The organism is Streptomyces sp. APSN-46.1, assembly GCF_022815725.1.
In the GTDB taxonomy this organism is placed as follows: Bacteria; Actinomycetota; Actinomycetes; order Streptomycetales; family Streptomycetaceae; genus Streptomyces.
In genome coordinates this window covers 964,216-988,710 of the sequence record NZ_JALGRF010000001.1, presented here as the reverse complement: position 1 = coordinate 988,710, position 24,495 = coordinate 964,216, and the positions used below count along the sequence as shown (strand labels likewise).

The following is a 24,495-nucleotide window of genomic DNA, read 5'->3' as shown; positions in this document are numbered from 1 at the left end:
GTGGGGAAGCGGGAACGAACAGCGGGGCGGGGTCAGCCTGCGGTGCGGGTCGTGTCGCGGATGTTCCTCAGGCGGTGCAGCAGGCCGTCGGCGGCGAAGTGGTCGTGCAGGAGCCGGTACTCGGCGAAGAGTGCGTCGTAGGCGTCGGCCCGGAAGGCGTCGGGCGTGTACACGGCAGGCAGTCGGCGGCCCATGGCGGCGGTGGCCGTTCGCACGTCGGTGTGCGCGCCGGCGGCCACGGCGGCGTGGATGGCCGACCCGAGGGCGGGGCCCTGGTCGGACGCGGCCAGGGAGACGGGGCGGCGCAGCACGTCGGAGTAGATCTGCATCAGCAGTTCGTTCTTGGCCAGTCCGCCGGCGACGATGAACTCGCGCACCGGTACGCCGCCTGCTTCCAGGGCCTCCACGATGACGCGGGTGCCGAACGCGGTGGCTTCGAGCAGCGCGCGGTAGACGTCCTCGGGGCGGGTCGCAAGGGTGAGACCCACGATGACTCCGGACAGGTGGTGGTCGACGAGGACCGAACGGTTGCCGTTCAGCCAGTCGAGGGCGACCAGTCCGTGGCCGCCGACCGGCTGGCCGGCGGCTTTCCGGGTCAGCAGGGTGTGCAGGTCCTCGCCGCGGTCGGCGGCCTCGGCGAGGTAGTCCGACGGGACGCCTTGGTCCAGTACCCAGGCGAAGATGTCGCCGACCGCGCTCTGGCCGGCCTCGTAGCCGTAGGTTCCCTCGACGATCCCACCGCCCACGACACCGCAGATGCCGGGGACATCGGCGAGGTCGGGAGCGTTCACGACGTGGCAGGTGGAGGTGCCCATGATGGCGAGCAGTTGACCGTCCTCGACGGCCTGGGCCGCCGCCGCGGTGACATGGGCGTCGACGTTGCCCGCGGCCACGGCGATACCGGGGCGCAGCCCTGTCCAAGCTGCTGCCTCGGTACTGAGCGAGCCCACTCGTGAGCCCAGCGCGGAGAGGGGGAATTCGAGGCGGGTGCGTGCGAAGTCGGCGAACCGGGGGTTCAGCGCGGCCAGGTACTCCTCGCTCGGGTAGGCGCCGTCCTGGTGGATGCCCTTGTATCCGGCGGTGCAGGCGTTGCGGGACTCGGTTCCGGTGAGCTGCCACACGATCCAGTCGGCGGCCTCGATCCACCGCGCGCAGTTCTGGTAGACGAGCGGATCCTCCTCCAGGACCTGGAGGGCCTTCGCGAACTGCCACTCGGCGGAGATCCGGCCGCCGTAGCGGGCGATCCATTTCTCGCCGCGGGCGTGGGCGAGTTCGTTGATGCGGTCGGCATGCGACTGGGCGGCGTGGTGCTTCCACAGCTTGGGCCACGCGTGTGGCCGTCCGGCGAGCTCCGTCTCGGCGAGGGGAGTCCCGTCGGCCAGCGTGGGCAGGACGGTGCACGCGGTGAAATCGGTGGCGATGCCGATCACCGCGGCAGGGTCGACCCCGGCCGCCGCCACGGCCTCCGGGACGGCGCGACGCAGTACGTCCCGCCAGTCCTGGGGGTGTTGCAGGGCCCAGTCCGGAGGCAGTTGCGCACCGCCGTGCGGCAGGTGCCGGTCGATGACGCCGTGCCGGTAGGCGTGGACCGCCGCGGCCAGCTCCTGACCGTCGCGAACCCGCACCACCACGGCGCGGCCCGACAGCGTGCCGAAGTCGACGCCGACCGTGTACTGCTCCGATTCCTCGGAATACGGGGTGGGCGCGAAGGGATGGGGTGACGTCAACAGCGTGCCTTTCGAAGGAGCCGTGGGGCGGCAGGCGGCCCGGCAGGCAGCCCCGGCAGGCGGAGTTGCCGCCCGCGATCCTGGCGGTCGGCCGGGGTGGTCCCACGTAGTGTGAGCGCTAACAATGTCGATAGGCAAGAGGTCTGCGTGGGCACCGCACCCGACGCGGTAACGAACAGGTAACGCTCGCAAGGGGGTTGAGAACGTGGCTTGTTAGCGCTCACAATGCGACAGCGCCGCCTCTTCCGTACACCCTGAAAGGACACTCGACATGGCTCGCAGAGCAGCTCTCGTCCTCACCGCCGCCCTTCTCGCCTCCTCGGCGTTGACCGCCTGCTCGACCGAGGGCCCCGCCTCCGGCTCCTCCTCGGGAGCCACGAAGGGCTCCGACGGCACGATCACCCTCGGCTTCGCCCAGGTCGGCGCCGAGAGCGGTTGGCGTACCGCCAACACCAAGTCCGTCCAGGAGGCGGCGAAGAAGGCCGGGATCACCCTCAAGTTCTCCGACGCGCAGCAGAAGCAGGAGAACCAGATCAAGGCGATCCGCAACTTCATCCAGCAGAAGGTCGACGTCATCGCCTTCTCGCCGGTCGTGGAGTCCGGCTGGGACACGGTGCTGAAGGAGGCCAAGGACGCGGGCATCCCGGTCATCCTCACCGACCGCGCCGTGGACGCCAAGGACACCTCCCTCTACAAGACCTTCCTGGGCTCGGACTTCGTCAAGGAGGGCAAGTCCGCGGGCGAGTGGCTGACCAGCGCGTACGCGAACGAGCAGGGCCCGGTCAACATCGTCGAGCTCCAGGGCACCACGGGCTCCGCACCCGCCAACGACCGCAAGGCCGGCTTCGCCGACGTCATCCGTACCGACGGCAAGTTCAAGATCGTTGCCTCGCAGTCGGGCGACTTCACCCGCGCCAAGGGCAAGGAAGTCATGCAGGCGTTCCTGAAGTCGCAGAAGGACATCGACGTCCTCTACGCCCACAACGACGACATGGCCCTCGGCGCCATCCAGGCCATCGAGGAGTCCGGCAAGAAGCCCGGGACGGACATCAAGGTGATCTCGGTGGACGGAATCAAGGACGCCTTCGTCGCGATGACCGAGGGCAAGATCAACGTCGTGGTGGAGTGCAACCCGCTGCTCGGTGACCAGCTGATGGAGCTGACCAAGAAGGTCGCGGCAGGGGAGAACGTGCCAACTCGTGTCGAGACCCAGGAGGGTGTCTTCCCGCAGGACAAGGCCGCGGCCGCGCTGCCGTCCCGGAACTACTGAAACAGCAGGTTCCGGTGCGGGAGGAGGCCCGGCAGAGACGGCCCAGGTGCCTCCTTCACCGTCCGGAGCCCGCTCCACCACCCCACCCATGAGAGGAGGGCGGATGGCATCCCCGTCCACCCCGCGGCCGGTCCTGGAAGCCCAGGACATCCGCAAGCAGTTCCCGGGCGTGCTCGCCCTCGACGGAGTCGCCCTGCGGCTCTTCCCCGGTGAGGTGCACGCCCTGATGGGCGAGAACGGCGCCGGGAAGTCCACCTTGATCAAGGTGCTCACCGGTGTTCACCCCGCCGACGGCGGCACCATCCTCGTCGACGGCCGGCCCCACGCGTTCGCGGACCCCCTCCAGGCGCAGCGGGCCGGAATCAGCACCGTCTACCAGGAGGTCAACCTCTGCCCGAACATCTCGGTCGCCGAGAACATCCTCATCGGGCGCGAACCGCGCCGGTTCGGTCTCATCCACTGGTCCGCGATGCGGCAGCGGGCGGCAGAGCTGTTGACGGAACTGGACCTCGACCTGGACGTCACCGGTCTGCTCGGTTCGCAGTCCCTGGCGGTGCAGCAACTGGTCGCCATCGTCCGGGCGGTGGACGTCTCGGCGAAGGTGCTCGTGCTGGACGAACCCACCTCCAGCCTGGATCGCGAGGAGGTGGCCCAGCTCTTCACCCTGGTGCGGCGCCTGCGGGACCTCGGTGTGGCCATCCTGTTCGTCACGCATTTCCTCGACCAGGTATTCGATCTCTGCGACCGCGTCACCATCCTGCGCAACGGCCACCTGGAAGGCGAGTACCCCATCGGCGAACTCACTCCGGTGACGCTGGTACAGCGCATGATCGGCGGAGAACTGGCCGCCCTCGACCAGCTGTCCGACCGTGCCCACGAGGAAGCGGCCGAACGGGAGGCCGGCGAGCCGTTCCTCCGGGCGCGACAACTGACCCGCACGGGCTCGATCGAACCGTACGACCTCGACATCCATGCCGGCGAGGTCATCGGACTGGCCGGCCTCCTGGGCTCGGGCCGCACCGAGGTGGCGCGCCTCCTGTTCGGCGCGGACAGCGCGGACGCCGGAGAAGTGAGCATCGAGGGCAAGAAGGTACTCCTGCGCACCCCCCGCCACGCCATCGCCCGGGGCATCGCGTTCTGCTCCGAGAACCGCAAGTCCGAGGGACTGGTGGGCGAGCTCACGGTCCGCGAGAACATCATCCTCGCTCTGCAGGCCGCCCGCGGCTGGACCAGGCCGCTGGCCCGTGCGAAACAGGACGAACTGGCACGGCACTGGATCGAAGCCCTGGACATCCGCCCCGCCGACCCCGAAGCGCAGGTACGCCACCTCAGCGGAGGCAACCAGCAGAAAGTCCTCCTCGCGCGCTGGCTGCTGACCGCACCCCGGCTCCTGATCCTCGACGAACCCACCCGGGGCATCGACATCGGGGCCAAGGCGGAGATCCAGAAACTCGTGGCCCGCCTGGCGAGCGAAGGCACCGCCGTTCTGTTCATCTCGGCGGAACTCGAAGAGGTCCTGCGCCTGAGCCACCACATCGCCGTGCTCCGCGACCACCGCATGGTGGCCACCCTCAAGAACGACGACACCGTCACGCCCGAACGCATCCTCACGACCATCGCCACCGGAGCGGACTCATGACCCCCCAGCCTGCCAAGTCCAAGGCGGTCGGCGGAATCGGGAGGATCGGGAGACGACTGGCCGGCCACCGCCTGCTGTGGCCAACGCTCATCCTGCTCGCCCTGCTCCTCGGCAACCTCGCGTTCCACCACGACTTCTTCTCCGTCCGGGTACGCGACGGCCACCTCTACGGCAGCCTCATCGACATCCTCCAGTTCGGCGCGCCCCTCACCCTGGTGGCGCTCGGCATGACCCTCCTCATCGCCACCCGCGGCATCGACCTCTCGGTGGGTTCCACCGTCGCCATCGCCGGTGCCCTCGCCTGTGGACACATCTCCACCGCCGCACATCCCGGCAGCGTCGCCACCATGCTCACGGCCGTCGCCCTCGCGCTCGGCGTCGCCCTCGTGCTGGGCCTCGCCAACGGCTTCCTGGTGTCCGGGCTGGGGGTGCAGCCCATCGTGGCCACCTTGATCCTCATGGTCGCGGGCCGCGGCGTCGCCCAGCTGATCACCGACGGCCAGATCATCACGGTGACCAGCGGCCCCTACAAGATGATCGGAGGCGGCTACTGGCTGACCTTCCCGTTCGCCGTCCTCCTGGCAACCGCCCTCGTCGCGCTCACCGCCTTCATCACCCGTCGCAGCGCACTCGGCATGCTGATCGAGTCCGTAGGCGGCAACCCCGCCGCCAGCCGCCTGGTCGGCATCCGCGCCGGCGGTCTGCTCGCCCTGGTCTACGTCTTCAGCGCGCTGTGCGCCGCCGTCGCCGGGCTGATGATCAGCTCCAACGTCTCCAGCGCCGACGGCAACAACGCCGGCCTGTGGATCGAACTCGACGCGATCCTCGCCGTCGTCGTCGGCGGCACCGCCCTGACCGGAGGACGCTTCTCCCTCGGCGGCACCGTCCTGGGCGCCCTGATCATCCAGACCCTGTCCACCACCGTCTACACCCTCGGCGTCCCACCCGAGACCACCCTCGTCTTCAAGGCCTTCGTCGTCATCGTCGTCTGCCTCGTGCAGTCCCCGGTCTTCCGGGCCAAGGTCCTGCACCGCCGCGGGACAACCGCTCCCCGATCCCACACCACGGCGGGCGCCGCCCCGCAGCAGCAGGAGGTACGCGCATGAGTACCGGCATCGCGAGCGCCGCCGCGCAACTCACCCGCCCCTTCGCGGCCGTGTCCCCGCGCACCCGCACCCGTATCCCACTGATCGTCACGGCCGTCCTGCTGGTCGTCATGTTCAGCGTCGGATCGGTGCGCTACGAGGGCTTCCTCTCGGCGCAAGTCGTGCTGAACCTGCTGATCGACAACGGATTCCTCCTGGTCGTCGCGGTCGGGGCAACCTTCGTCATCCTCACCGGCGGCATCGATCTGTCCGTCGGCTCCATGGTGGCCCTGTCGACCATGCTCACCGCCTGGCTGGTCGAGTCGCACGGCTGGCCCCTGGCCACCGTCATTCCGCTGGTCCTGCTCGTCGGCGCCGCGAGCGGGACGCTCATGGGCTGGATCATCCACACCTTCGAGATCCAGCCGTTCATCGTCACCCTGGCCGGCATGTTCCTCGCCCGCGGGCTCTGCTACACGATCAGCACCGAATCCATCACGATCAGCGACCCCACCACGGCCGGAATCGCGCAGGCCCGGCTGTACGGCCCGGGAGGACTGTTCGTCTCGATCCCGGTGGTCATCGCCCTGGCCGTGCTGGTGATCGCCTTCGTCGTCCTGCACCACACGCGCTTCGGCCGCAACGTGTACGCGCTGGGCGGCAACGAGTCCTCCGCACGCCTGATGGGTCTTCCGGCGGGCTCCACCAAGATCGCCGTATACGCCGTCAGCGGCCTGTGCTCCGCACTCGGCGGCCTGCTGCTGACCTTCTACATGCTCTCCGGCTACGCCCTCCACGCCATGGGCATGGAACTCGACGCGATCGCCGCCACCGTGATCGGCGGCACGCTGCTGACCGGAGGTTCCGGCTTCGTCCTGGGCACCGCCCTCGGCGTGCTCGTCCTCGGCATGATCCAGACGGTCGTCAACTTCCAGGGCACGCTCAGCTCCTGGTGGACCCGGATCGTCATCGGCGCCCTGCTGCTCGTGTTCATCGTGCTGCAACGGCTGATGAGTGGACGCCGCCCTACCGCCGCCTGACTCCCGGCTCTTCTGCCCATCAGCCCGTGCCACCGCATTCGAGTGCCGCGATCACAGCTCGCTTCCCGGCACGCCCTCCGATGGACCGACTTCCAGGGAACACCGCCATGGAACACGTATGCGAATCTACCGACCGGGCCGCTGAGCCCAGGCAGACTGCCGCCTGTCCGCGGACCGGCCGTCCCCTGCGCATGGCCGATGAAGGAGCGGGGGAGCGGTGGCGGTTCGGCTTCCCCGGCCGGGCTCGCGCGGAGGTCCACACGCGCGGCGCCCGCCTCCATTCCCTGACCCTGCCGGACCGCTGGGGCCACACTGCCGATGTGGTGCTCGCCGCCCGCGACCTCGGCGCCTGCGAGGGCTCCGCACGCTACTTCGGTGCGACGGTGGGCCGTTACGCCAACCGCATCGCGCGCGGCCGGCTCGTCGTCGACGGCGTCACCCACCGGCTCGCCACCCAGGAGAACGGGCACACGCTGCACGGCGGTCCCGACGGGTTCGACCAGCGCGTGTGGCGGTGCGAACCCTTCCACTCCGCGCACCGCACCGGTGTCCGCCTGTTCCTGCACAGCCCCGACGGCGACCAGGGATTCCCCGGTGCCCTCAACGTCCGCGTCACCTACACGCTGGACCGGGCTGACAACCTGACCCTGTCGTACCAGGCGGTCGCCGACGCGCCGACGATCGTCAACCTCACCAACCACGCCTACTGGAACCTCGAAGGAGAGGGGCGCGGGAACGTCCTGTCCCACCACCTCCAGGTGGAGGCCCCCCTCTACACCCCCGTCGACGCCGAGCTGATCCCCGACGGCCCTCACCGCTCGGTCAGCGGCACGCCGTTCGACCTTCGCCGGCACCGGCGGCTCTCCGACGTCCTGACCCATACGGATGCGCAACTGGCCCTCGCCGGCGGCGGCTTCGACCACAATTGGGTCCTCGACGGCGCCCGGCGAGCCCGTCCTCGGAAGGCCGCCGTGTTGTACGCCCCGGCATCCGGCCGCCGCATGGAGGTGCGCACCACGGAACCGGGCATCCAGGTCTACACCGCCCAAGGCCTGACCGGTGACATCACGGGCAAGGGAGGCAGGCCGTACCGTGCCTACGCGGGGGTCGCGCTGGAAACCCAGCACTTCCCGGACTCCCCGAACCGCCCCGACTATCCGACGGTCCTCCTGCGCCCGGGTGAGCTGTACCGGTCGACCACGATCCACAGTTTCACCACGGTCGCTGCCTGAGAGGGGCGGCGAGGGGGTCATCCCTGGGTGGGTGGGGGTCATGCGCCGGGGGGAGCGCTCCTGCGGGCCGTACTGGCGCGCACGATGAGCTCGGGCGCCACCACCAGGTGCGTCGACTCGTCGGTCCGGCCTTCGATGTGGTCCAGGAGCAGCCCGATGCTGTCGCGGCCGATCGAGGCGAAGTCCTGACGGATCGTCGTCAGCGGGGGTGGGAAGAACTCGGCCTCGGGGATGTCGTCGAAGCCGGCGACCGCCACGTCCTCCGGCGTGCGCAGGCCCGCTTCCCGCAAGGCCCGCAGGACACCGAGGGCCATCTGGTCGTTGGCGACGAACACCGCGGTGAGGCCCGCTCCCCGTTCTCGTGACGCCCGGACCCGGCCCGCGAGCTGCTGGCCGGCCTGGTATCCCGAGAGTGGACTCCAGTCGCCGCGCAGCAGGGGTGGCACCTCGGCGCCGGCATCTCGTAGCGCCTCCTCCCACCCCTGCGTGCGGGCCTCGCTCTCGAGCCAGTCGGGAGGGCCTGCGACATGCCACACGGTGGAGTGGCCCGAGGCGAGGAGATGTTCCGTGATCATGCGAGCGCCGAGGTTCTGGTCCAGCGACACCCCTGGCAGGTCGAGGGTGTGGCCGCCTTCCACGGTGACCACCGGGCACGGTGCTTCCAATGCCGCCAGGGCCCTCACCGCGGCGCGTTGGGGAGTGACGGCGACGATCCCCTCAACGCCCCACCCGGCGAGGTGCTGCATGGCCTCGGCGAGGGCTGTCTGCGTGGCGGTCCGAAGCGTGACGGCGGACGTCAGATAGCCGCGGTCCCGAGCCGCCTCTTGAACTCCCGCCACGGTGCTGGCGGGCCCGTGCAGAGTGGTGTTCACCGCGATGACGCCCAGCGTGTGGGTCCGGCGAGTGGCCAGGGCCCGGGCCGCCGAGTTGCGGCGGTACCCCAGCTGCTCGATGACCTGTGTCACGGCGGCCCGGGTCTTGGCGCTGACGTTCGGGTGGTCGCTGAGCACCCGTGAAACGGTCTGATGGGACACGCCGGCGACGCGCGCGACGTCCGTCATCGTGGGCGCTCGCGAGACGTCTGGGAGCTGGGTCAACTCTCTTCCTTTCCTCATCGAGCGGCCTTCCCTCAAGGTACCGAACCAGCCGCGGCCCGCACACATCTCGGACCGACCGGGAGATTGGTCGACCAGGTATGGATGTTGGCGTTCACATTATGCAGCGTTGATTGCATGTTGTGGGCAGGAATCTTTTCGTACCTCTTGAGATTACTGCTTGTTAGCGCTCACAATTCGATAGGGCAGCTGCGGTAGCGCAGCCGCGATGCCTGTGCCTGGTGCGGCCCCCGATCAGTCCAGCCCACTCATGCGCGACTGCGGGGCCTGCCGGACGCCGGCCCCGGAGAAACCGCCGCGCATGTCGGAGAGACGGTGAGAGCGTAGTGAGCGAGACCATCCTCAAGGACCTCCGTCGCGAGGTCCTCGCGGCCAACCTGCGCATCCCGGAGGCCGGTCTGGCCACCCTCACCTGGGGAAACGTCAGCGGAGTGGACCGAGACGCCGGCGTCTTCGTCATCAAGCCGTCCGGGGTCTCCTACGCCGACCTCACCGAGGAGGACCTGGTGGCGGTGGCGCTGGAGGACGGGCGGGTCGTCGACGGCCACCTCAGGCCGTCCACCGACACCGAAACCCATCGGTGCCTCTACCGGGCCTTCCCCTCCATCGGCGGCGTCACCCACACGCACTCGACGCACGCCGTCGCCTTCGCCCAGGCACGCCGCCCGATCCCCGTGCTCGGTACGACACACGCCGATACCTTCAACGGGCCCGTCCCCGTGACGGAGGACCTCACCGCCGAGCAGTGCGGGCAGGACTACGAGTACAACACCGGACAGGTGATCGTTGCCCGGCTCGACGGCGACCCCCGCCGGGCCGACGAGGTCCCCGGAGCGCTCGTCTCACGGCACGGCCCCTTCACCTGGGGCGCCACCGCGAAGGCCGCGCTGGAGAACGCCATCGTCTGCGAGGCCGTGGCGGAGATGGCGCTGCACACGCTGGCGCTGGGGTCCCGCCTCGGGGACGCCTCCGAACCGCCGAAGCATCTGCTGGAGCGGCACTTCACCCGTAAGCACGGACCGGACGCCTATTACGGCAATGTCCCTCACGCCCCAGGCGTCTGAGGCCGCGCAGCGTCTCGGCGACGCGAACGTTCGCTTACCAGAGTTCCGAAGTTCCGAGTTCTTTTGGCTCCGACGCCCGTTCGACCGCCGGGCCGGTAATGGGCTGATGTACAGGCGTGACCTGCGAGAAGAGGCCGTCGGAGCCTCGGGTGAGTCGTCGGCTTTCGGTTCGAGGATGGTACCACAACACCCCGGAACCGTGGTCCCGACGGAAGCGCTTTCAGACACCCACGTGGCCCAGGTGCCGTTGGTGTAGCGGACGGTGTGTCGGATGCTGCCGTCATTGCCGCTGGCCGCGGCCACGGCGGAGCCGTTGCTGAGTCCGGCGAGCTTGTTCCCGGGGCTCCACCCTCCGTTGTTCAACCTGAGATAGACGACGGAGTGGAGCCAGGATCAACCTGGCTCCACTCCATGGTGCGGGCGTGTCACTGGAACTGTGCGAAGAATGCTCTGAATCGTGTGCGTACCGCTTGCCGGAGTCGGCGTGCTGCCGCATCCGCGGAGTCGGCCAGGCGGAACTGCTGGTTGGCCCCGTTGCCGTCGGCCCACTGCGCGATCGCGGCACCGTCGGCGGTCGAGGCGCCGGTCACATCGAGAACCTTGCCCGAATGTCGGGGCCCTCCGCTGCGGCAAGTCACGTGCGGGTCCAGCGTTGGTTGCTGCCGTTCGAGCAGGAGTAGAGCTGGATCAGGGTGCCGTTGGCGGTGCCGTTGGCGGTGGCGTCAAGGCAGAGGCCGGACTGGACTCCGACGATGGATCCATCGGAGTTGAGGCGCCATTTCTGGTTGTCGCCACCCCAGCAGCTGTAGATCTGGACCTTGGAGCCGTTGCCGGTGCCGGCGGCGTCCAGGCACTTGTTGCCGTAGACCCTGAGCTCGCCTCCGGCGGTGTACGACCACTGCTGGTTGGTGCGGTTGTTGCAGTCCCACAGGTTGAGCTGGGTGCCGTCGGTGGTGCTGGCACCGGGCACGTCCAGGCAGCGGCCTGACCCGACGCCCTTGATCTGTCCAGAACCGGGCGAGGGGGTAGGGGAGGCGGAGTTGAGTGCGTTGAGGACGGAGGTGTAGGCGGGCTTTTTGCTGCCGTCGCCGTTGAACAGCAGCGGCGAGTGCTCCGGTCGCCAGGAGTCGGTGTCGCGCACACCCCAGACGGTGATGCCGAGGCAGCGCGGGACGGCCAGGCAGTCGTTGGTCACGTTGGCGTAGGTCGTACCCGAGGCGCCCTGGATGTCGAGTTCGGTGACGGCCACATCGACGCCGAGGGCGGCGAAGCTCTGGAGGGTGGTGCGGAAGTTACTGTTGTAGGGGCTGTCGCTGTTGAAGTGGGACTGGAAGCCGACGCAGTCGATCGGCACGCCGCGCTGCTTGAAGTCCCGGACCATGGCGTACACGGCCTGGGTTTTGGCCCAGGTCCAGTTCTCGACGTTGTAGTCGTTGTAGCAGAGCTTGGCGGCCGGGTCGGCGGCGCGCGCGGTGCGGAAGGCGACCTCGATCCAGTCGTTGCCGGTGCGCTGCAGGTTGGAGTCGCGCCGGGCTCCCGAGCTGCCGTCGGCGAAGGCCTCGTTCACGACGTCCCACTGGACCATCTTGCCCTTGTAGTGGGCCATCACGCCGTTGATGTGGTTGGTCATGGCCTGGCGCAGCGTGCTGCCGCTGAGGCTCTGCATCCAGCCGGGCTGCTGGGAGTGCCAGGCCAGGGTGTGGCCGCGTACCTGCTTGCCGTTCTGCACCGCCCAGTTGTAGACGCGGTCACCGGCGGTGAAGTTGAACTGGCCCTGCTGGGGTTCGGTGGCGTCGATCTTCATCTCGTTCTCGGGCGTCACCGAGTTGAACTCGCGGCCCGCGATCGTCGTGTACGCCGAGTCGCCCAGCCTGCCCGAGGCGATGGCGGTGCCGAAGTAACGGCCGCTCTGCGCCGCCGCGCCGCCGAGCGTGCTCTCGGCGGCGTGCGAGGTCAGCGGCGCCACCAGCGCGGCGGCCGAACCGAGGACGCCGACGACCAGGGCCGTACAAAGACCGCCGATCTTCCGGCGGACGGTGGGTGGGGGAATGGCATTTGAGCCCATGAATGAGCCTCCAGGACAGAAATCACGGAAGGATTGGAGCGCGGCAGAACGAATCCGCGTGAGCGGATCTGAACGGCGGCCCCTGAGGAAGGGCCCCGCCATCGGTCAGCGCAGGACCGTGTTGAACTCCAGTGCGGGGTTGGCGTTCCGGACGAGGGACTTGGCCTGCTCCGGCCACCACACGCCGGCCGCGGGATCGACGATGCCGTACTCCGGGTCGATGGTGCCGCCCGGGATGCCGCGGTTGCACTGGCCGTCGGACTGGCCGACGGTCTTGATCCACAGGTAGGCGTCGACGAGCGGGACGCCGGTGTTCGCGGTCGGACGGTCGCCGATGCCGCGACCGGGAGCGTTGCACCAGGTTTGCGGGTCGCCGCTGTACTTGCCTGCGGGCGGGGTCCAGGCGCCCCGGCCGTTGCGGCTGGTGTCGACGACGAGGTGGGTGAGCTCCTGCGCGGGCGGGGTACCGACGTTCTGCTGGAACCACCGGTCGGTCCAGTGCCAGGTGGACGGGTCGTCCACGTTCACGGAGTTCCCCGGCTGCCCGTCGTTCGGTGCTGAAGGGGAGTGGTACTGGCTCGCGCACCAGTCGGGGTGCCCTTTGGCCCAGTCCGGGCCCTTGGTGGCGAACCACAGGCACTGGGAGACCCAGGTGCCGTAGTGGGTGGACAGATCGGTGGCCAGATAGTTGGAGACGTTCAGCGAGAAGCCCTGGGTGCGGGTGACACCGGCCTGGAGGAGGCGTTGCGCGATGTCGCCGACGCTGCGCCAGTGGCTGTTGCCGGCGTCCAGGTAGACGACGCTGTTCGGCTGCTGCCCCAGGGTGTCGATCGCGTGGTTGAGGTCGGCGAAGCGTCCGGTGGTGATCGCGCCGGTGGGGTCGCTGCCGGGACCGCAGTCGGAGGGGAGGTTGGCCAGCCCGTCCGGTTCGAGGATGACGACGGCCTTGCTGCGGCCGAGCCCCCGGGCGAAGGCGCTGATCCAGGCCTGGTACTCGGCGTCCGACTGCGCACCGCCGGAGGAGTACTGGGAGCAGTCGCGCAGCGGGATGTTGTAGGCCACCAGGACGGGAACCGTCCGGGTTCGCTCGGCGCGGCGTACCAGGTCGCGTACGCGGGATTCGACCTGCTCCGGAGTGCCGTCGGTGAACCAGACAGCCTCCGGCCAACTGGCCAGCTTCGCCATGGACTTGGCGCCCTCGAAGTCCCGGTGGAGGAGGTCGGTGACGGCCTGGTGGGCCGCGTCGCTGTCGGGATCGACGTAGAAGCGGGTGTTCGTGGGAAGCGTGTGGGAGGCCGGCGCGGAGCTCGCCCCGGCAGAGGCCGGGGCGACGGCGCCGAGGAGCAGCGTGAGTGCGCTCGCTGCCAGGACTAATCGGTGCAGGGGGATACGCACGGGGTTCCTTCGGTAGGGGCGTTCGGGTCGCGGGCCTGGCGTCGGACCGCGTGGGGGTCCGCCCGGCGCCAGGGCCCGGCCTTCGGCGAGGGAACGGGTCAGTAGCCGTAGATCATCTTGTAGGCGACCTCGGGCAGGAACTGCCCGGCCGAGGAGCCGGCCCCGACGCCGCAGTTGCCGTCGGACTCGCCGGGGATCTTGATCCACAGCAGCATCTCGGCACCGCCGCCGCGCTGGCTGGGAGTACCGATCCGGCGGCCGGCGGGGTTGCACCACTGGCCGTTGGAACCGTTGCCGTTGCGGCTGGTGTCGACGACGAACGGCTTGGTGTAGCCGTAGGAGCCCAGGGCGGAGTTGACCGCGTTGCCGTAGGAGGTGTTCTGGTCGGTGGTGTAGTAGTTGGAGACGTTCAGCACGAAGCCGCGTGCCCCGCTGACACCGGCGGCGGCGAGCTGCTGCGCCATGGTCGAGGCGCCGATCCAGCCGGGGTTCCCGGCGTCGAGGTAGACCCAGGTGTTGGGTGCCTTGGCCTTGAACTGGGCGATGGCGTTCTTCAGCATGGCGTTGCGCTCGGCGATCTGGCCGGCCGTCATGCAGCTCTCGTGGCCGAGCGCGTCGGGTTCGAGGACGACGACGGCCGGGCGGCTGCCGATGCCACTGGCGAAGGCGGCGATCCAGGTGTCGTACGCGGCGCGGCTCCCGGCGCCGCCGCCGGAGTGACCCGCGCAGATGTCCCGGTCGGGGATGTTGTACGCGACCAGGATCGGCAGCTTGTCGTAGGAGTCCGCGCGGCCGACGTAGGCGCCGGTGGCCGTGCCGATGTCGCCGCTCCAGTTGCCGAACCAGCGGGCTGCCGGGGTGTTGGCGATGGACGTCCGGATCGCCGCCGCCCTCCCGTCGCCGGGGTTCGCGTTGGCCCACCGCAGGGCGGAGTTGTCGGGGTCGGCGTAGAAGCCGCTGGTCATGGTGGTCGGGTCGGCGGCGTGCGCCGGGCCGGCGTTGATCACGGCGAGACCGGTGGCGAGGACACCGGCCAGCAGAGCGGATGCGGCTCGGACGGACTTGCTCATGGTTCTTCCTCCGGTGGGTGGGGGGCGAGGAAGGGAGTGGAAGCGCTTCCAGTTTCGATGTGGGTCGGACCGCGCTGATGGGATGATTGGGTCCGTCACCAGGGTGTGTCAAGAGGTTGAACACGGCAGCGTCTCCGTGGCCGGTATGGCGCCAGAGGTTGGAAGCGCTACCAAATCGAGACCAAGGGCATCATCCGCGTGCAGGTCCGAAGTCGGGACGGTGCGTGGAATCATGGCCGCCTGTTCGCCGTCCGCGTGAGCCTGAGGAGCAGTTTTTCCATGGAGCCGCCACCCAAGCGCATGCCGACTCTCGACGAGGTGGCCGCACGAGCCGGCGTGTCGCGCACGGCGGCCTCCCGGGTGATCAACAACGCCCCGCACGTCAGCCGCGCCAAGCGGGAGGCGGTCCAACGGGCGGTGCGGGAGCTGGATTTCGTGCCCAATCCGTCCGCGCAGGCCCTGGCGACCCGCCGGGTCGGAGCGGTGGTGCTGGCGGTCTCCAGCGACGAGCCGGGGCTGTTCGCGGACCCGTTCTTCGCGGAGGTCATCGTCGGCGTCAGCGCGGCGCTGGAGCAGACGGAACTGGAACTGATCCTGCTGCTGGCCAACACCCCGCGCGGCCGGGAGCGGTTCGAGCGGTTGCTGCGCTCCCGCCGGGCCGACGGCGTCATGCTGATGGCGCTGCGCGGCGACGATCCGCTGGGACGCCTGGGCGAGGAGGTCGATCTCCCCGTCGTCTTCGGCGGACTCCCGCTCGTCGGGGAGCCCACGTGGTACGTGGACGCCGACAACCGGGGCGGTGCCCGCCTGGCCGCCGAGCACTTCGCGCGCACGGGCCGCCGACGGCCCGTCATGATCACCGGACAGGTGGACGCCAGGGCCGCCGTCGCGCGGGAGCAGGGGTTCACCGAGGGTCTGACGTTGTCCGGCCTGCCGCTGCTCGGGGTCGAGCCCGGGCAGTTCACCGAGGACGGCGGCGCCGAGGCGATGGAGCGACTGCTCCGGGCGCACCCCGATCCCGACGCGGTGTTCGCGGCCTCCGACGCGATGGCCATCGGCGCTCTGCGCACCTTGCGGGAACGGGGGCTCCGGGTGCCGCAGGACGTCGCGGTGATCGGCTTCAATGACCTGGCGAGTGCCCGGCACACCAGCCCGCCGCTGACCACGGTCCATCAGCCGGTGCGGGCGCTGGGGCAGGAGATGGCCAGGATGCTGGTCAGTGCCATCGAAGGACACCGCCCCAGCCCGCTGATCCTCCCGACGCGCCTGACCGTGCGCGAGTCCGCCCCCGATCTGCCCGCCTCGGCCTGATCGCTGGGCGCTTCCGGCAGGGTCACGCACGGACCCGTACCGGGGCCCCAGGGCCCTGGTGCGACCGGCGCGGGCAGACCCGCACGTCAGCCCGGCTGCCCGGCGCGGACAGCCCGAGGGCTGCTGCCACCGGCAGCTGGCGGACGCGATTCGCCACCTGGTCGCGGGCGGCACTACGCGGCGGCCGATCCCCACCGACGTTCCCGCGTGGTCCGTGTCCATGCCTTTCGGCGGCGCCGGCGCGACAAGGGCTGGATCGCCGAGTTCCACGACCGCCTGCGCGACCGGGTCCACCGGGCCGCCGGCTGGGGTCCGGGACTGACTGTGGGTCATCGACGCTGGTGTCCAGGCGGTTCCTGCCGGCTCGGGTACGTGATGTCGAACCACGTGTAGTGGGCTTGGTTGGTGGAGGGGCGGCCGTTGGAGGTGGCGTAGAGGCCGAACTGGATGCTGGTGAACAGCGGGGTGAGGAAGGTGGCTTCGACCGCGGTCACGTCCTGCCAGGCGCCGTCGGGTGCCGCGTGGGCGAAGGTGTGGCTGAAGCCGCGGATCCGGACCCCCAGGCGAATGGGGCCCGGGGGGACGGGAATGCCGGCCAGGACCTCGGTCCCGTGGCGGAGGCTGAGTCCTTCCGTGGTGCGAAGGAAGAGGATGTGGGTGTCGTCGTCGAGGACTACGGCGAGGCCTGCTTGTTCGTCCGGTGCGGCGGGGGTGAAGTGCAGTTCGGTGGAGACGTCGCAGTCGGGCTGTTCCTGGGGGCGGGCCAGGAGGGACGGGGTGGTGCGTTCGCCGAGGCGTTCGGGGCGGAGCTGGAGGCGGAGCCCGTCGCCGGTGGTCCAGAACCGCGCGGGTGGAGTGCGCAGGGTGCTCCAGTCGGCGGAGAGGGTGGCGAAGCCGTCGTGGAGGGGGCGGCGAAGGTCGGTGTGGACGACGGGGGAGAAGACCGGCCAGCCGTCGTCCCAGGTGATCCGGCTGAGGAAGGTCTCGCGGCCGAGGGCGGAGCCCGGGCGGACGCCCAGGAGGACGGCCCGCCAGTCGCCGTACGGGGTTTGGACGAGGTCGGCGTGCCCGGTGCAGGTGACCGGGCCCTTGGCGGGCGGTAGCACCGGGTTGCCGGGAGCGCCCTTGTAGGGGCCGGTCACGCGGTCGGCGCGGGCGGCCACCACGCTGTGGTCCACATCGGTGCCGCCCTCGGCGGTGAGCAGAAGATAGGTGCCGTCGATCTTGTAGAGGTGCGGGGCTTCCGACCATCGGGCGCCCGGGTGGCTTCCCGACCACAGGACGTGCTCGGGTCCCGTGAGCCGTCGTTCGCGGGGAAGGTATTCGCGCATCCAGATCTCGGTGCGGCCGGCGGCCTCGTCCAGCACGCGGGCGGCGGTGAACCATGCCCGGCCGTCGCCGTTGCCGTCGTCGTCCGGCCCGTCGTCGAAGAACAGCGACGGGTCGAAGCCCTCGCCGTTCAGCCAGTGCGGCTGCGACCACGGCCCCGCCGGGTCGGTCGCGGTGACGACGAAATGGCCGGGGCCGTCCATCAGCGTGCAGACGAGATGGAAGACCCCGTCATGGTGCCGGATCGTCGGTGCGAACAGACCCCGTGAGGGCTCGCACCCGTCGAGGTCGAGCTGAGACGCCCGGTCGAGCGCGGAGCCGATGCGCCGCCAGTTCACGAGATCGCGGCTGTGGAACACGGGAAGGCCCGGGAACCATTCGAAGCTGGACGTCACCAGGTAGTAGTCCGCTCCCACTCGGCAGACGGACGGGTCGGGCCGGAACCCGGGCAGCACGGGATCACCGAAGACGGGATCATCGAACAGCGTGGTCATGGAACCGGGACGATCTCGACCGGCACGGACAGCACCCGGTCGGCCGCCGGGTGGCGTACGGGGCCCTCCAAAGTGAAGGAGCCCTGGAGCGGAAGATCGCCGCTGGACCGTCCGACGGCCACGCCGATCTTTCCGGGCTCCACTCTTCTGCGCAGATCGAGCCCGGTGAAGGAGGTCCGGTCGGCATGGACGGAGAAGGTGATCCGGGCGGCCGCGCCCGGCTGTAGCTCGACCCTGGCGAATCCGGCGAGCCACCGCTGCGGCCGGACGACGGACGCCACGGGGTCCGAGAGGTACAGCTGGACCACCTCGGTCCCGGCCACCTCGCCGACGTTGCGTACGGTGACCGAAACGGCGACGGCCCCGTCCGTCGCTGCGACGGGATCCACCGAGAGCTCCGAGCAGGTGAAGCTGGTCCAGCTCAGCCCGTGTCCGAAGGGGAACAGCGGGGTCGGGTCCACCGAGCTCCAGTCGGTGTGCCCGCCGAGCCTGGCGTGCAGGTAGGTGCCGGGCTGGCCGCCGACCCGGCGGGGGATGGAGACGGGCAGCCGCCCGGACGGTTCCGCGGCCCCGCTGATGATCCGGGCCAGCGCCGTCCCGCCCTCCTCGCCGGGGAAGAAGACCTGCACCACGGCCGATGCGCGCTCGGCCAGCGTGCCGAGCGCGTAGGGCCGCCCGGAGACGAGGACCAGGACGGTCGGCACCCCGGAGTCCAGAACGGCGGAGGCGAGTGCGGCCTGGTCGCCGGGCAGGTCGAGGGTCTCGGCGTCGCAGCCCTCTCCGGAGGTGCCCCGGCCGAACACGCCGGCCCGGTCCCCGCACCAGCACGTTCACGTCCGGATCGTCCGCGGTGACCGTGAACCCGGCAGCGGTGAGCGCCTCGCCGAGCGTCGGGATCTCCAGCCCGAGGTCGCCGGGCAGCGCGACGTGGTTGGGGAAGGAATAGCAGCCGAGGAAGGACCGAGGGTCGTCGGCATACGGCCCGCTGATCGCGACCCGGCACGGCTGCAGCGGCAGGATGCCGTCGTTGGCGAGCAGCACGGTGGACCGTTCGGCCAGGAGCCTGGCCAGTGCCCGGTTCTCCGGCGGGTCGAGGTCGACCGGCTCGGGCTTGACGGGTTCCCAGTCGGGGTCGAGCAGGCCGAGCTCGGCCTTCTGTAGCAGGACCCGTTCCGCGGCCCGGTCGATGAGCCCCTCGGGTACGCTTCCGGACCGCACGAGTTCGGTCAGCGGCTCGCCGTAGCAGCGGGCCGTGGGCAGCTCGACATCGATTCCGGCGGTCAACGCCAGCGCGCCGGCCGCGCCGCGCGATCCGGTGACGCCGTGCCGGGTCTCCAGGAAAGAGACGGCGTAGTAGTCGGCGACGACCACACCGCTGAAACCGAGCTCACCCCTGAGCAGCTCGGTCAGCAGCCGTTCGTCGGCGGCCACCGGGACGCCGTCCACGTCGGTGTAACTGTTCATCACCGACCGGGCGCCTCCCTCGCGCAGTGCCCGTACGAAAGGCTCGACCAGCACGTCGGCGAACTCGCGCGGCCCCGAGGCGACGGGGGCCATGTTCCGGCCGCCGCGCGAGGCCGAGTACCCGGCGAAGTGCTTGAGCGTCGCCACGATCCCGGCTCCCTCCAAGCCCTGCACATAAGCGGTGCCGATCGCTCCGACGAGATAGGGATCCTCGCCGATGCACTCCTCGGTCCTGCCCCACCGGTAGTCGCGGACCACGTCGAGTACCGGAGCCAGCCCTTGGTGGACGCCGACCCGCCGCATCCCCGCGCCGATGGCGGCGGCCATCCGGCGCACGAGCCCGGGATCGAAGGATGCACCCCAGGCCGGCGGCGCGGGGAAGACCGTCGCCCCGAACGTCATGAACCCGGTCAGGCACTCCTCGTGAGCGACCGCCGGTATCCCGAACCGGCCGGATCCGGTCACCTGCCGCTGGAGCGAGGCGAGCCGCGCCATGCCGGCTTCCGCGGTGATCGGCGCGGTGCCGTACACCCGGGTGAGCTGGCCGAGCCCGTGGGCGACGATGTCGTCGAGGCCGGGCGCGGCCTCGCCTGAATCGTCCTCCATCGGCGCGACCGGTGTCCCCGGATCCGAGGGCAGCGCCCAGAAGCCGGCGAGCTGACCCGCCTTCTCTTCCAGCGTCATCCGTTTCAGCAGATCGGCGACTCGCACGGACACGGGCAGGAGGGGGTCACGCCAGGGCTCGGTCAAGGAGTTCTCCTAGGGACGGGACGGGGAGGGGCGGTGGAGAGCCGGACCTTGAGCTCGGTGGAGAGCTCCATCCGGGGGCTGACCAGGGGTTGGCCGTCCAGGAGTTGGAAAAGGGTGCGGGCGGCGAGCCGGCCCATCTCCTCCAGCGGCTGGCGCACCGTCGTCAGCGGCGGTGACAGCCATTCGCACATCGGCAGGTCGTCGAAGCCGACCACGCTGAGGTCCTGCGGAATGCTCAGCCCGCCCTGCCGGGCGGCTTCGTAGACGCCCATCGCCTGCTGGTCGCTACCGGCGAAGATGGCGGTCGGCGGCTCGGGGAGGGCGAGCAGTTCCTGGGCGCGCCGGAACCCGCCCTCGTGCTGGAAGTCGCCGAACCGGATCAGGTCGCGGTCGACCTCGATCCCGGCCCGCTCCAGCGCGGCCCGGTACCCGTCGATGCGGGCCTGGCTGCAGAGCATCTCCTTGCGCCCGCCGATCGTGGCGATCCGGCGGTGCCCCAGCTCCAGCAGGTGCTCGGTGGCGGCGAGGCCGCCCGCCCAGTTGGTCGCGCCGATGCTCGGCACACCGTTGCCCGGCAGGTCGATCGGGTCGATGACGACCAGCGCGACCCCGGCCTGTTCGACCTGGGCGCGCTGGGCCTGGGTGACCGAGGCGGTGACGAGGATGACGCCGTCGCTGTGGTGCAGGACCGGCAGTGCGGCCCAGCTCGACGGCGTGGCCTCGCCCGGCGGGACGAGCGACACGACGGTGCCGACGCTCCGCTGGGCGCACTCGGCCTCGACGCCGCGCAGTATCTCCACCGCCCACGCGCTGTCCAGACCGCCGATGATCAAGTCGACCAGGCCCGACCTGCGGGCCCTGCCCTGCCGGCCGGGGTGCAGGTAGTTGTGAGATCGCAGCAGGCTCTCAATCCGTTCGCGTGTCGAGGGTGCGACATCGGAGCGGCCGTTGATCACCTTGGACACGGTGGCCTGGGAGACCCCTGCCTCCGCGGCGATGACGGCCAGGGTCGGACGCTGCTCGCTCAAAACTTCTCTCCTCTGCGCGGACGCCTTGGGCTGGCGACAGGTATCGCAAACTTTCGAAGAGTTTCCGGGCGGTGCGACCTGGTTGTCAAGCTCCAAGAAGCCTGCTGCTGAAGGAAATTCGGTGAGAAGGCTTGACCGGTGGGCCCCGCGTTCCTAGTTTGTGGCAGCACCGAGTTCGAGAATGTTACGAAACATTTTCGGAATCGAACCGGCATTCCCCACCCCGGAGGTCCCATGGCCAGCACACCCCCGAGCCGACGAAGCTTCCTGGCGCTCTCGGGCCTGACCGCTCTGTCCGTCTCGCTGGCCTCGGCCTGCGGCGGTGGCGACTCCGGCGACAAGCCGGCGGCCGACGGCAAGCTGACCTTCGCGTGGTGGAACATCGCCACCACGGAACCGGGCAAGTCCCTCTTCCCGCAGATCTCCTCGGCGTTCACGGCCGCTCACCCGAACATCACGATCAAGACGACCTCGTTGGAGAACGAGGCGTTCAAGTCCAAGCTGACCGCCACCACCTCTTCGGGCAAGCTCCCCGACGTCTTCCAGACCTGGGGCGGCGGCGTGCTGCGGCAGCAGGTCGACGCGGGGCTGGTCGAGGACCTCACCGACGCGTTCGGCTGGTCGTCCGACCTCACCCCGGTCTCGCTGCAGGCCTATCAGTTCGAGGGCCGGACCTACGGGGTGCCCTACGACGTCGGCATGGTCGGCTTCTGGTACAACAAGAAGCTCTTCGCCAAGGCCGGGATCACCGCTCCGCCGGCCACCTGGGCCGAGCTCCTCGAAGACGTCAAGAAGCTCAAGGCCGCCGGCATCACCCCGATCGCCCTCGCGGGCAAGGAGAAATGGCCGGGCCACTACTACTGGGCCTACCTCGCGATGCGCGTCGCAGGCCTCCCCGCGCTGCAGCAGGCCGCGACCACCAAGGACTTCACCGGCGCCGGCTTCGTCCAGGCGGGCACCCACCTCAAGGAGCTGGTCGACCTCCAGCCGTTCCAGACGGCCTTCCTCGGCGCCGGCTACGCCACCCCCGGCGGCCAGGCCGCGACCATGGGCAACGGCAAGGCCGCCATGGAGCTGATGGGGCAGTGGGGACCGTCGGTGCAGAAGGACGCGGGCGCCGACCTCGGAGCGGACCTGGGCTTCTTCCCCTTCCCGACGGTCGACGGCGGCGTCGGCCAGGTCACCGAGGTGTTCGGCGGTGGCAGCGGCTTCGCCCTGCGCAAGGGCGCCCCGAAGGAGGCGCTGGACTTCCTGAAGTTCTTCGTTCTGGAGAACGAGTCCAAGCTGCTGGCCTCCAACGGCTTCCTGCCGGTGGTCAAGGGCGCGGAGAGCCAGCTCACCGATGCCAACAGGAAGGTGGTGGCCGACAGCCTGGTCAAGGCGACGGGCTTCCAGCTCTACCTCGACCAGGCCTACCCGCCGGCGGTCGGCCAGGAGGTCAACGACAGCGTCGCCGACCTCATCGCGGGCAAGAAGACGCCCGAGCAGGTCACCAAGTCGATCACCGAGGCTGCGAAGGGTGCCTAGCTCCGTGTCCACCCTGACCAAGGAGCGGACGACGGATTCCGTGCCGGTGCGCCCGCCCGCCCCGGCACGGTCGCTCCTGCGCGGGTTGGGAAGCTGGGCGTCGGTCGCCTGGTTCCTCGTCCCGGCTCTGGTCCTCTTCCTCGTCTTCGTCCTCGCCCCGATCGCCGTCGCCGTCTACACCGGGTTCTTCGAGTGGGGCGGGGTCGGCCCCATGGACGACTTCGTCGGCTTCGAGAACTACGCCAAGCTGTTCGACGATCAGGTCTTCCTCGGCGATCTGGAGCGCGGGCTGTACCTGATCGCCCTGTCGATCACGGTGCAGTTGCCGTTCGCGCTGTTCACCGCGGTCCTGCTCAACCAGAGGCTGCGCGGCCGGGCCGTCTACCGGATGCTGTTCTTCGCGCCGTACATCCTGTCCGAGGTGGTCACGGCGGTCCTCTTCACGATGATCTTCCTTCCTGGTGACGGCATGGCCGACCATCTCGCCGGCGCCCTCGGCCTGGAGGGGCTGCGGGGCAAGTGGCTCGCCGATCCCTCGACGGTCATGCCGACCCTGTTTGTGGTCATGACCTGGAAGTACTTCGGCTTCCACATGATGCTCTTCCTCGCCGGGCTGCAGAGCATCCCGGGCGAGATCCTCCAGGCCGCTTCCATCGACGGCGCCGGCGCCTGGCAGCGCTTCCGGCACGTGACGCTGCCGCTGCTCGGCCCGACGATCCGGATCAGCGCCTTCCTTTCGATCATCGGGGCCATCCAGCTCTTCGACCTCGTCTGGGTCATGACCGCGGGCGGGCCCAACCACTCCTCCGAGACGATGGCGATCTCGATGTTCCAGTTCGGGTTCAAGCGCTACCAGGTCGGCTACGCCAGTGCGATCAGCGTGGTGTTGTTCATGATCAGTCTGGTCTTCTCCCTCTTCTACCAGCGCTACGTACTCCGCCGTGACCTGAGCGGGGCCGTCACCTCGGGAGTTGGCCGGTGAACGCCCGCAGGACGACACGCGGCCTTTCGCTGCACGCCGTGGTCTGGCTGATCGGCGCGTTCGTCGTCGTGCCGCTGATCTACGCGGTGATCTCCGGGTTCAAGAGCACCGGCGAGCTGACGACCAACCCGTTCGGGCTGCCGGAGCACTGGAGGACCGGCAACTACACCGGCATTCTCGGCGACGGAATGTTCTGGCGGCAGATCGCCAACAGTGCGGGCGTCGCGATCGGCACGACATGCTGCACGGTGGCGGCCTCCGCGATGGCGGCGTTCGTGCTGGCCCGCTACGCCTTCCGGGGCAGGGAGCTGTTCTACACGCTGTTCACGATCGGGCTCATGTTCCCGTTCGCGGTGGCCGTACTGCCGTTGTTCCTGCTGCTGCGCAACTTCGACCTGCTCGACAACCCGCTCGGAGTGATCCTCCCGCAGGCGGCCTTCGGGCTCCCCATGACGATCATCATTCTGTGCGGTTTCTTCCGGACCATCCCGGCGGAGGTCGAGGAGGCCGCCATCGTGGACGGCTGCGGCAAGTTCCGCTTCTTCTGGAAGATCCTGCTGCCGATGGCGCGTCCGGCGCTCGGCACGGTTTCGGTGCTGGCGATCGTCGCGAGCTGGAACAACTTCTTCCTGCCGCTGCTGGTGTTCAACGACCCGAAATGGCAGACGATCCCGGTCGGCGTCCAGCAGTTCCAGGGCCAGTACTCGACCGACTACGCGCTCGTCCTCGCCTACATCGTGCTCGCCATGGTCCCCGCCCTCGCCTTCTACGCCGTCGCCGAGCGGCAGTTGATCGGCGGCCTCACCGCGGGCGCCACCAAGGGCTGACTCGGCCCGCGCGACCTCCACCCCCGAGGAGACGTTGTGAAACGCTTGACGGTACTGACCGTCGCATTGATGTTAGCGCTA

General features: G+C 69.6%; 18 protein-coding genes and 1 pseudogene. 10 read left to right on the top strand and 9 right to left on the bottom strand.

From position 1 onward, the window contains the following. Window positions 1-32: 32 nt before the first annotated feature. Window positions 33-1,727, bottom strand: coding sequence for a ribulokinase (gene araB, locus MTF65_RS04460; RefSeq protein ID WP_243626871.1), 1,695 nt, complete (start codon window positions 1,725-1,727; stop codon window positions 33-35). 271 nt (window positions 1,728-1,998) lie between these two features. Between araB and MTF65_RS04455 the strand changes: the two genes are divergently transcribed. The 5 genes from MTF65_RS04455 (at window position 1,999) to MTF65_RS04435 (ending at window position 7,993) form a co-directional block, all read left to right on the top strand. After that, the gene (locus tag MTF65_RS04455) at window positions 1,999-2,997 is read left to right on the top strand and encodes an ABC transporter substrate-binding protein (RefSeq protein WP_243626870.1); all 999 of its coding nucleotides are present in this window, start codon (window positions 1,999-2,001) and stop codon (window positions 2,995-2,997) included. 103 nt (window positions 2,998-3,100) lie between these two features. Further along, a complete protein-coding gene (locus MTF65_RS04450; RefSeq protein WP_243626869.1) occupies window positions 3,101-4,636 on the top strand; it encodes a sugar ABC transporter ATP-binding protein in 1,536 nt (511 codons plus the stop codon). Then, window positions 4,633-5,742, top strand: a complete 1,110-nt coding sequence (locus tag MTF65_RS04445; RefSeq protein WP_243626868.1) for an ABC transporter permease — start codon at window positions 4,633-4,635, stop codon at window positions 5,740-5,742. Before MTF65_RS04450 ends, MTF65_RS04445 begins: the two co-directional genes overlap by 4 nt. Further along, window positions 5,739-6,761, top strand: coding sequence for a galactofuranose ABC transporter, permease protein YjfF (gene yjfF / locus MTF65_RS04440; protein ID WP_243626867.1), 1,023 nt, complete (start codon window positions 5,739-5,741; stop codon window positions 6,759-6,761). The genes MTF65_RS04445 and yjfF overlap by 4 nt, the downstream gene beginning before the upstream one ends. 191 nt (window positions 6,762-6,952) lie before the next feature. Then, window positions 6,953-7,993 carry an aldose epimerase family protein gene (locus tag MTF65_RS04435; protein WP_243626866.1) on the top strand — a complete coding sequence of 347 codons (1,041 nt, stop codon included), beginning with the start codon at window positions 6,953-6,955 and terminating at the stop codon, window positions 7,991-7,993. A gap of 38 nt (window positions 7,994-8,031) precedes the next feature. On the opposite strand, the gene MTF65_RS04430 is transcribed toward MTF65_RS04435, so the two are convergent. Further along, window positions 8,032-9,108 (bottom strand): LacI family DNA-binding transcriptional regulator, encoded by a 1,077-nt coding sequence (locus MTF65_RS04430; RefSeq protein ID WP_374207152.1) that lies wholly within the window; start codon window positions 9,106-9,108, stop codon window positions 8,032-8,034. 326 nt (window positions 9,109-9,434) lie between these two features. Here MTF65_RS04430 and araD point away from each other — a divergent pair, with 326 nt between their 5' ends. Next, window positions 9,435-10,172 (top strand): L-ribulose-5-phosphate 4-epimerase AraD, encoded by a 738-nt coding sequence (gene araD, locus MTF65_RS04425; RefSeq protein WP_243626864.1) that lies wholly within the window; start codon window positions 9,435-9,437, stop codon window positions 10,170-10,172. Window positions 10,173-10,597: 425 nt separating this feature from the next. Here araD and MTF65_RS30150 read toward each other — a convergent pair whose 3' ends face one another. From MTF65_RS30150 to MTF65_RS04405, 4 genes are all read right to left on the bottom strand, one after another. Further along, window positions 10,598-10,810, bottom strand: a complete 213-nt coding sequence (locus MTF65_RS30150) for an RICIN domain-containing protein (RefSeq protein WP_374207151.1) — start codon at window positions 10,808-10,810, stop codon at window positions 10,598-10,600. Next, window positions 10,807-12,237: an endo-1,4-beta-xylanase gene (locus MTF65_RS04415; RefSeq protein WP_243626863.1), complete on the bottom strand. Its 1,431-nt coding sequence runs from the start codon at window positions 12,235-12,237 to the stop codon at window positions 10,807-10,809. The genes MTF65_RS30150 and MTF65_RS04415 overlap by 4 nt, the downstream gene beginning before the upstream one ends. 105 nt (window positions 12,238-12,342) lie before the next feature. Next, window positions 12,343-13,632 (bottom strand): glycoside hydrolase family 6 protein, encoded by a 1,290-nt coding sequence (locus tag MTF65_RS04410; RefSeq protein WP_374207150.1) that lies wholly within the window; start codon window positions 13,630-13,632, stop codon window positions 12,343-12,345. Window positions 13,633-13,730: 98 nt separating this feature from the next. Beyond that, the gene (locus tag MTF65_RS04405) at window positions 13,731-14,702 is read right to left on the bottom strand and encodes a glycoside hydrolase family 6 protein (protein ID WP_243626862.1); all 972 of its coding nucleotides are present in this window, start codon (window positions 14,700-14,702) and stop codon (window positions 13,731-13,733) included. A gap of 279 nt (window positions 14,703-14,981) precedes the next feature. Between MTF65_RS04405 and MTF65_RS04400 the strand changes: the two genes are divergently transcribed. Continuing rightward, window positions 14,982-16,013 (top strand): LacI family DNA-binding transcriptional regulator, encoded by a 1,032-nt coding sequence (locus MTF65_RS04400; RefSeq protein ID WP_243626861.1) that lies wholly within the window; start codon window positions 14,982-14,984, stop codon window positions 16,011-16,013. A gap of 329 nt (window positions 16,014-16,342) precedes the next feature. On the opposite strand, the gene MTF65_RS04395 is transcribed toward MTF65_RS04400, so the two are convergent. From MTF65_RS04395 to MTF65_RS04385, 3 genes and pseudogenes are all read right to left on the bottom strand, one after another. Continuing rightward, complete coding sequence (locus MTF65_RS04395) at window positions 16,343-17,836, bottom strand: glycoside hydrolase family 43 protein (RefSeq protein ID WP_243626860.1); 1,494 nt, start codon at window positions 17,834-17,836, stop codon at window positions 16,343-16,345. Next, window positions 17,833-20,050: pseudogene (locus MTF65_RS04390) on the bottom strand (glycoside hydrolase family 3 N-terminal domain-containing protein). Before MTF65_RS04390 ends, MTF65_RS04395 begins: the two are co-directional and overlap by 4 nt. Beyond that, window positions 20,047-21,078, bottom strand: coding sequence for a LacI family DNA-binding transcriptional regulator (locus MTF65_RS04385; protein WP_243626859.1), 1,032 nt, complete (start codon window positions 21,076-21,078; stop codon window positions 20,047-20,049). The pseudogene MTF65_RS04390 and the gene MTF65_RS04385 overlap by 4 nt, the downstream one beginning before the upstream one ends. A gap of 234 nt (window positions 21,079-21,312) precedes the next feature. On the opposite strand from MTF65_RS04385, the gene MTF65_RS04380 reads away from it, so the two are divergent. From MTF65_RS04380 to MTF65_RS04370, 3 genes are read left to right on the top strand one after another with little or no spacing between them, the layout of a single operon-like run. Continuing rightward, window positions 21,313-22,605, top strand: coding sequence for an extracellular solute-binding protein (locus tag MTF65_RS04380; protein ID WP_243626858.1), 1,293 nt, complete (start codon window positions 21,313-21,315; stop codon window positions 22,603-22,605). Then, window positions 22,598-23,587 (top strand): carbohydrate ABC transporter permease, encoded by a 990-nt coding sequence (locus MTF65_RS04375; RefSeq protein ID WP_374207149.1) that lies wholly within the window; start codon window positions 22,598-22,600, stop codon window positions 23,585-23,587. Before MTF65_RS04380 ends, MTF65_RS04375 begins: the two co-directional genes overlap by 8 nt. Further along, a complete protein-coding gene (locus tag MTF65_RS04370) occupies window positions 23,584-24,414 on the top strand; it encodes a carbohydrate ABC transporter permease (protein WP_243626857.1) in 831 nt (276 codons plus the stop codon). Before MTF65_RS04375 ends, MTF65_RS04370 begins: the two co-directional genes overlap by 4 nt. The last annotated feature ends 81 nt before the right edge of the window (window positions 24,415-24,495 follow it).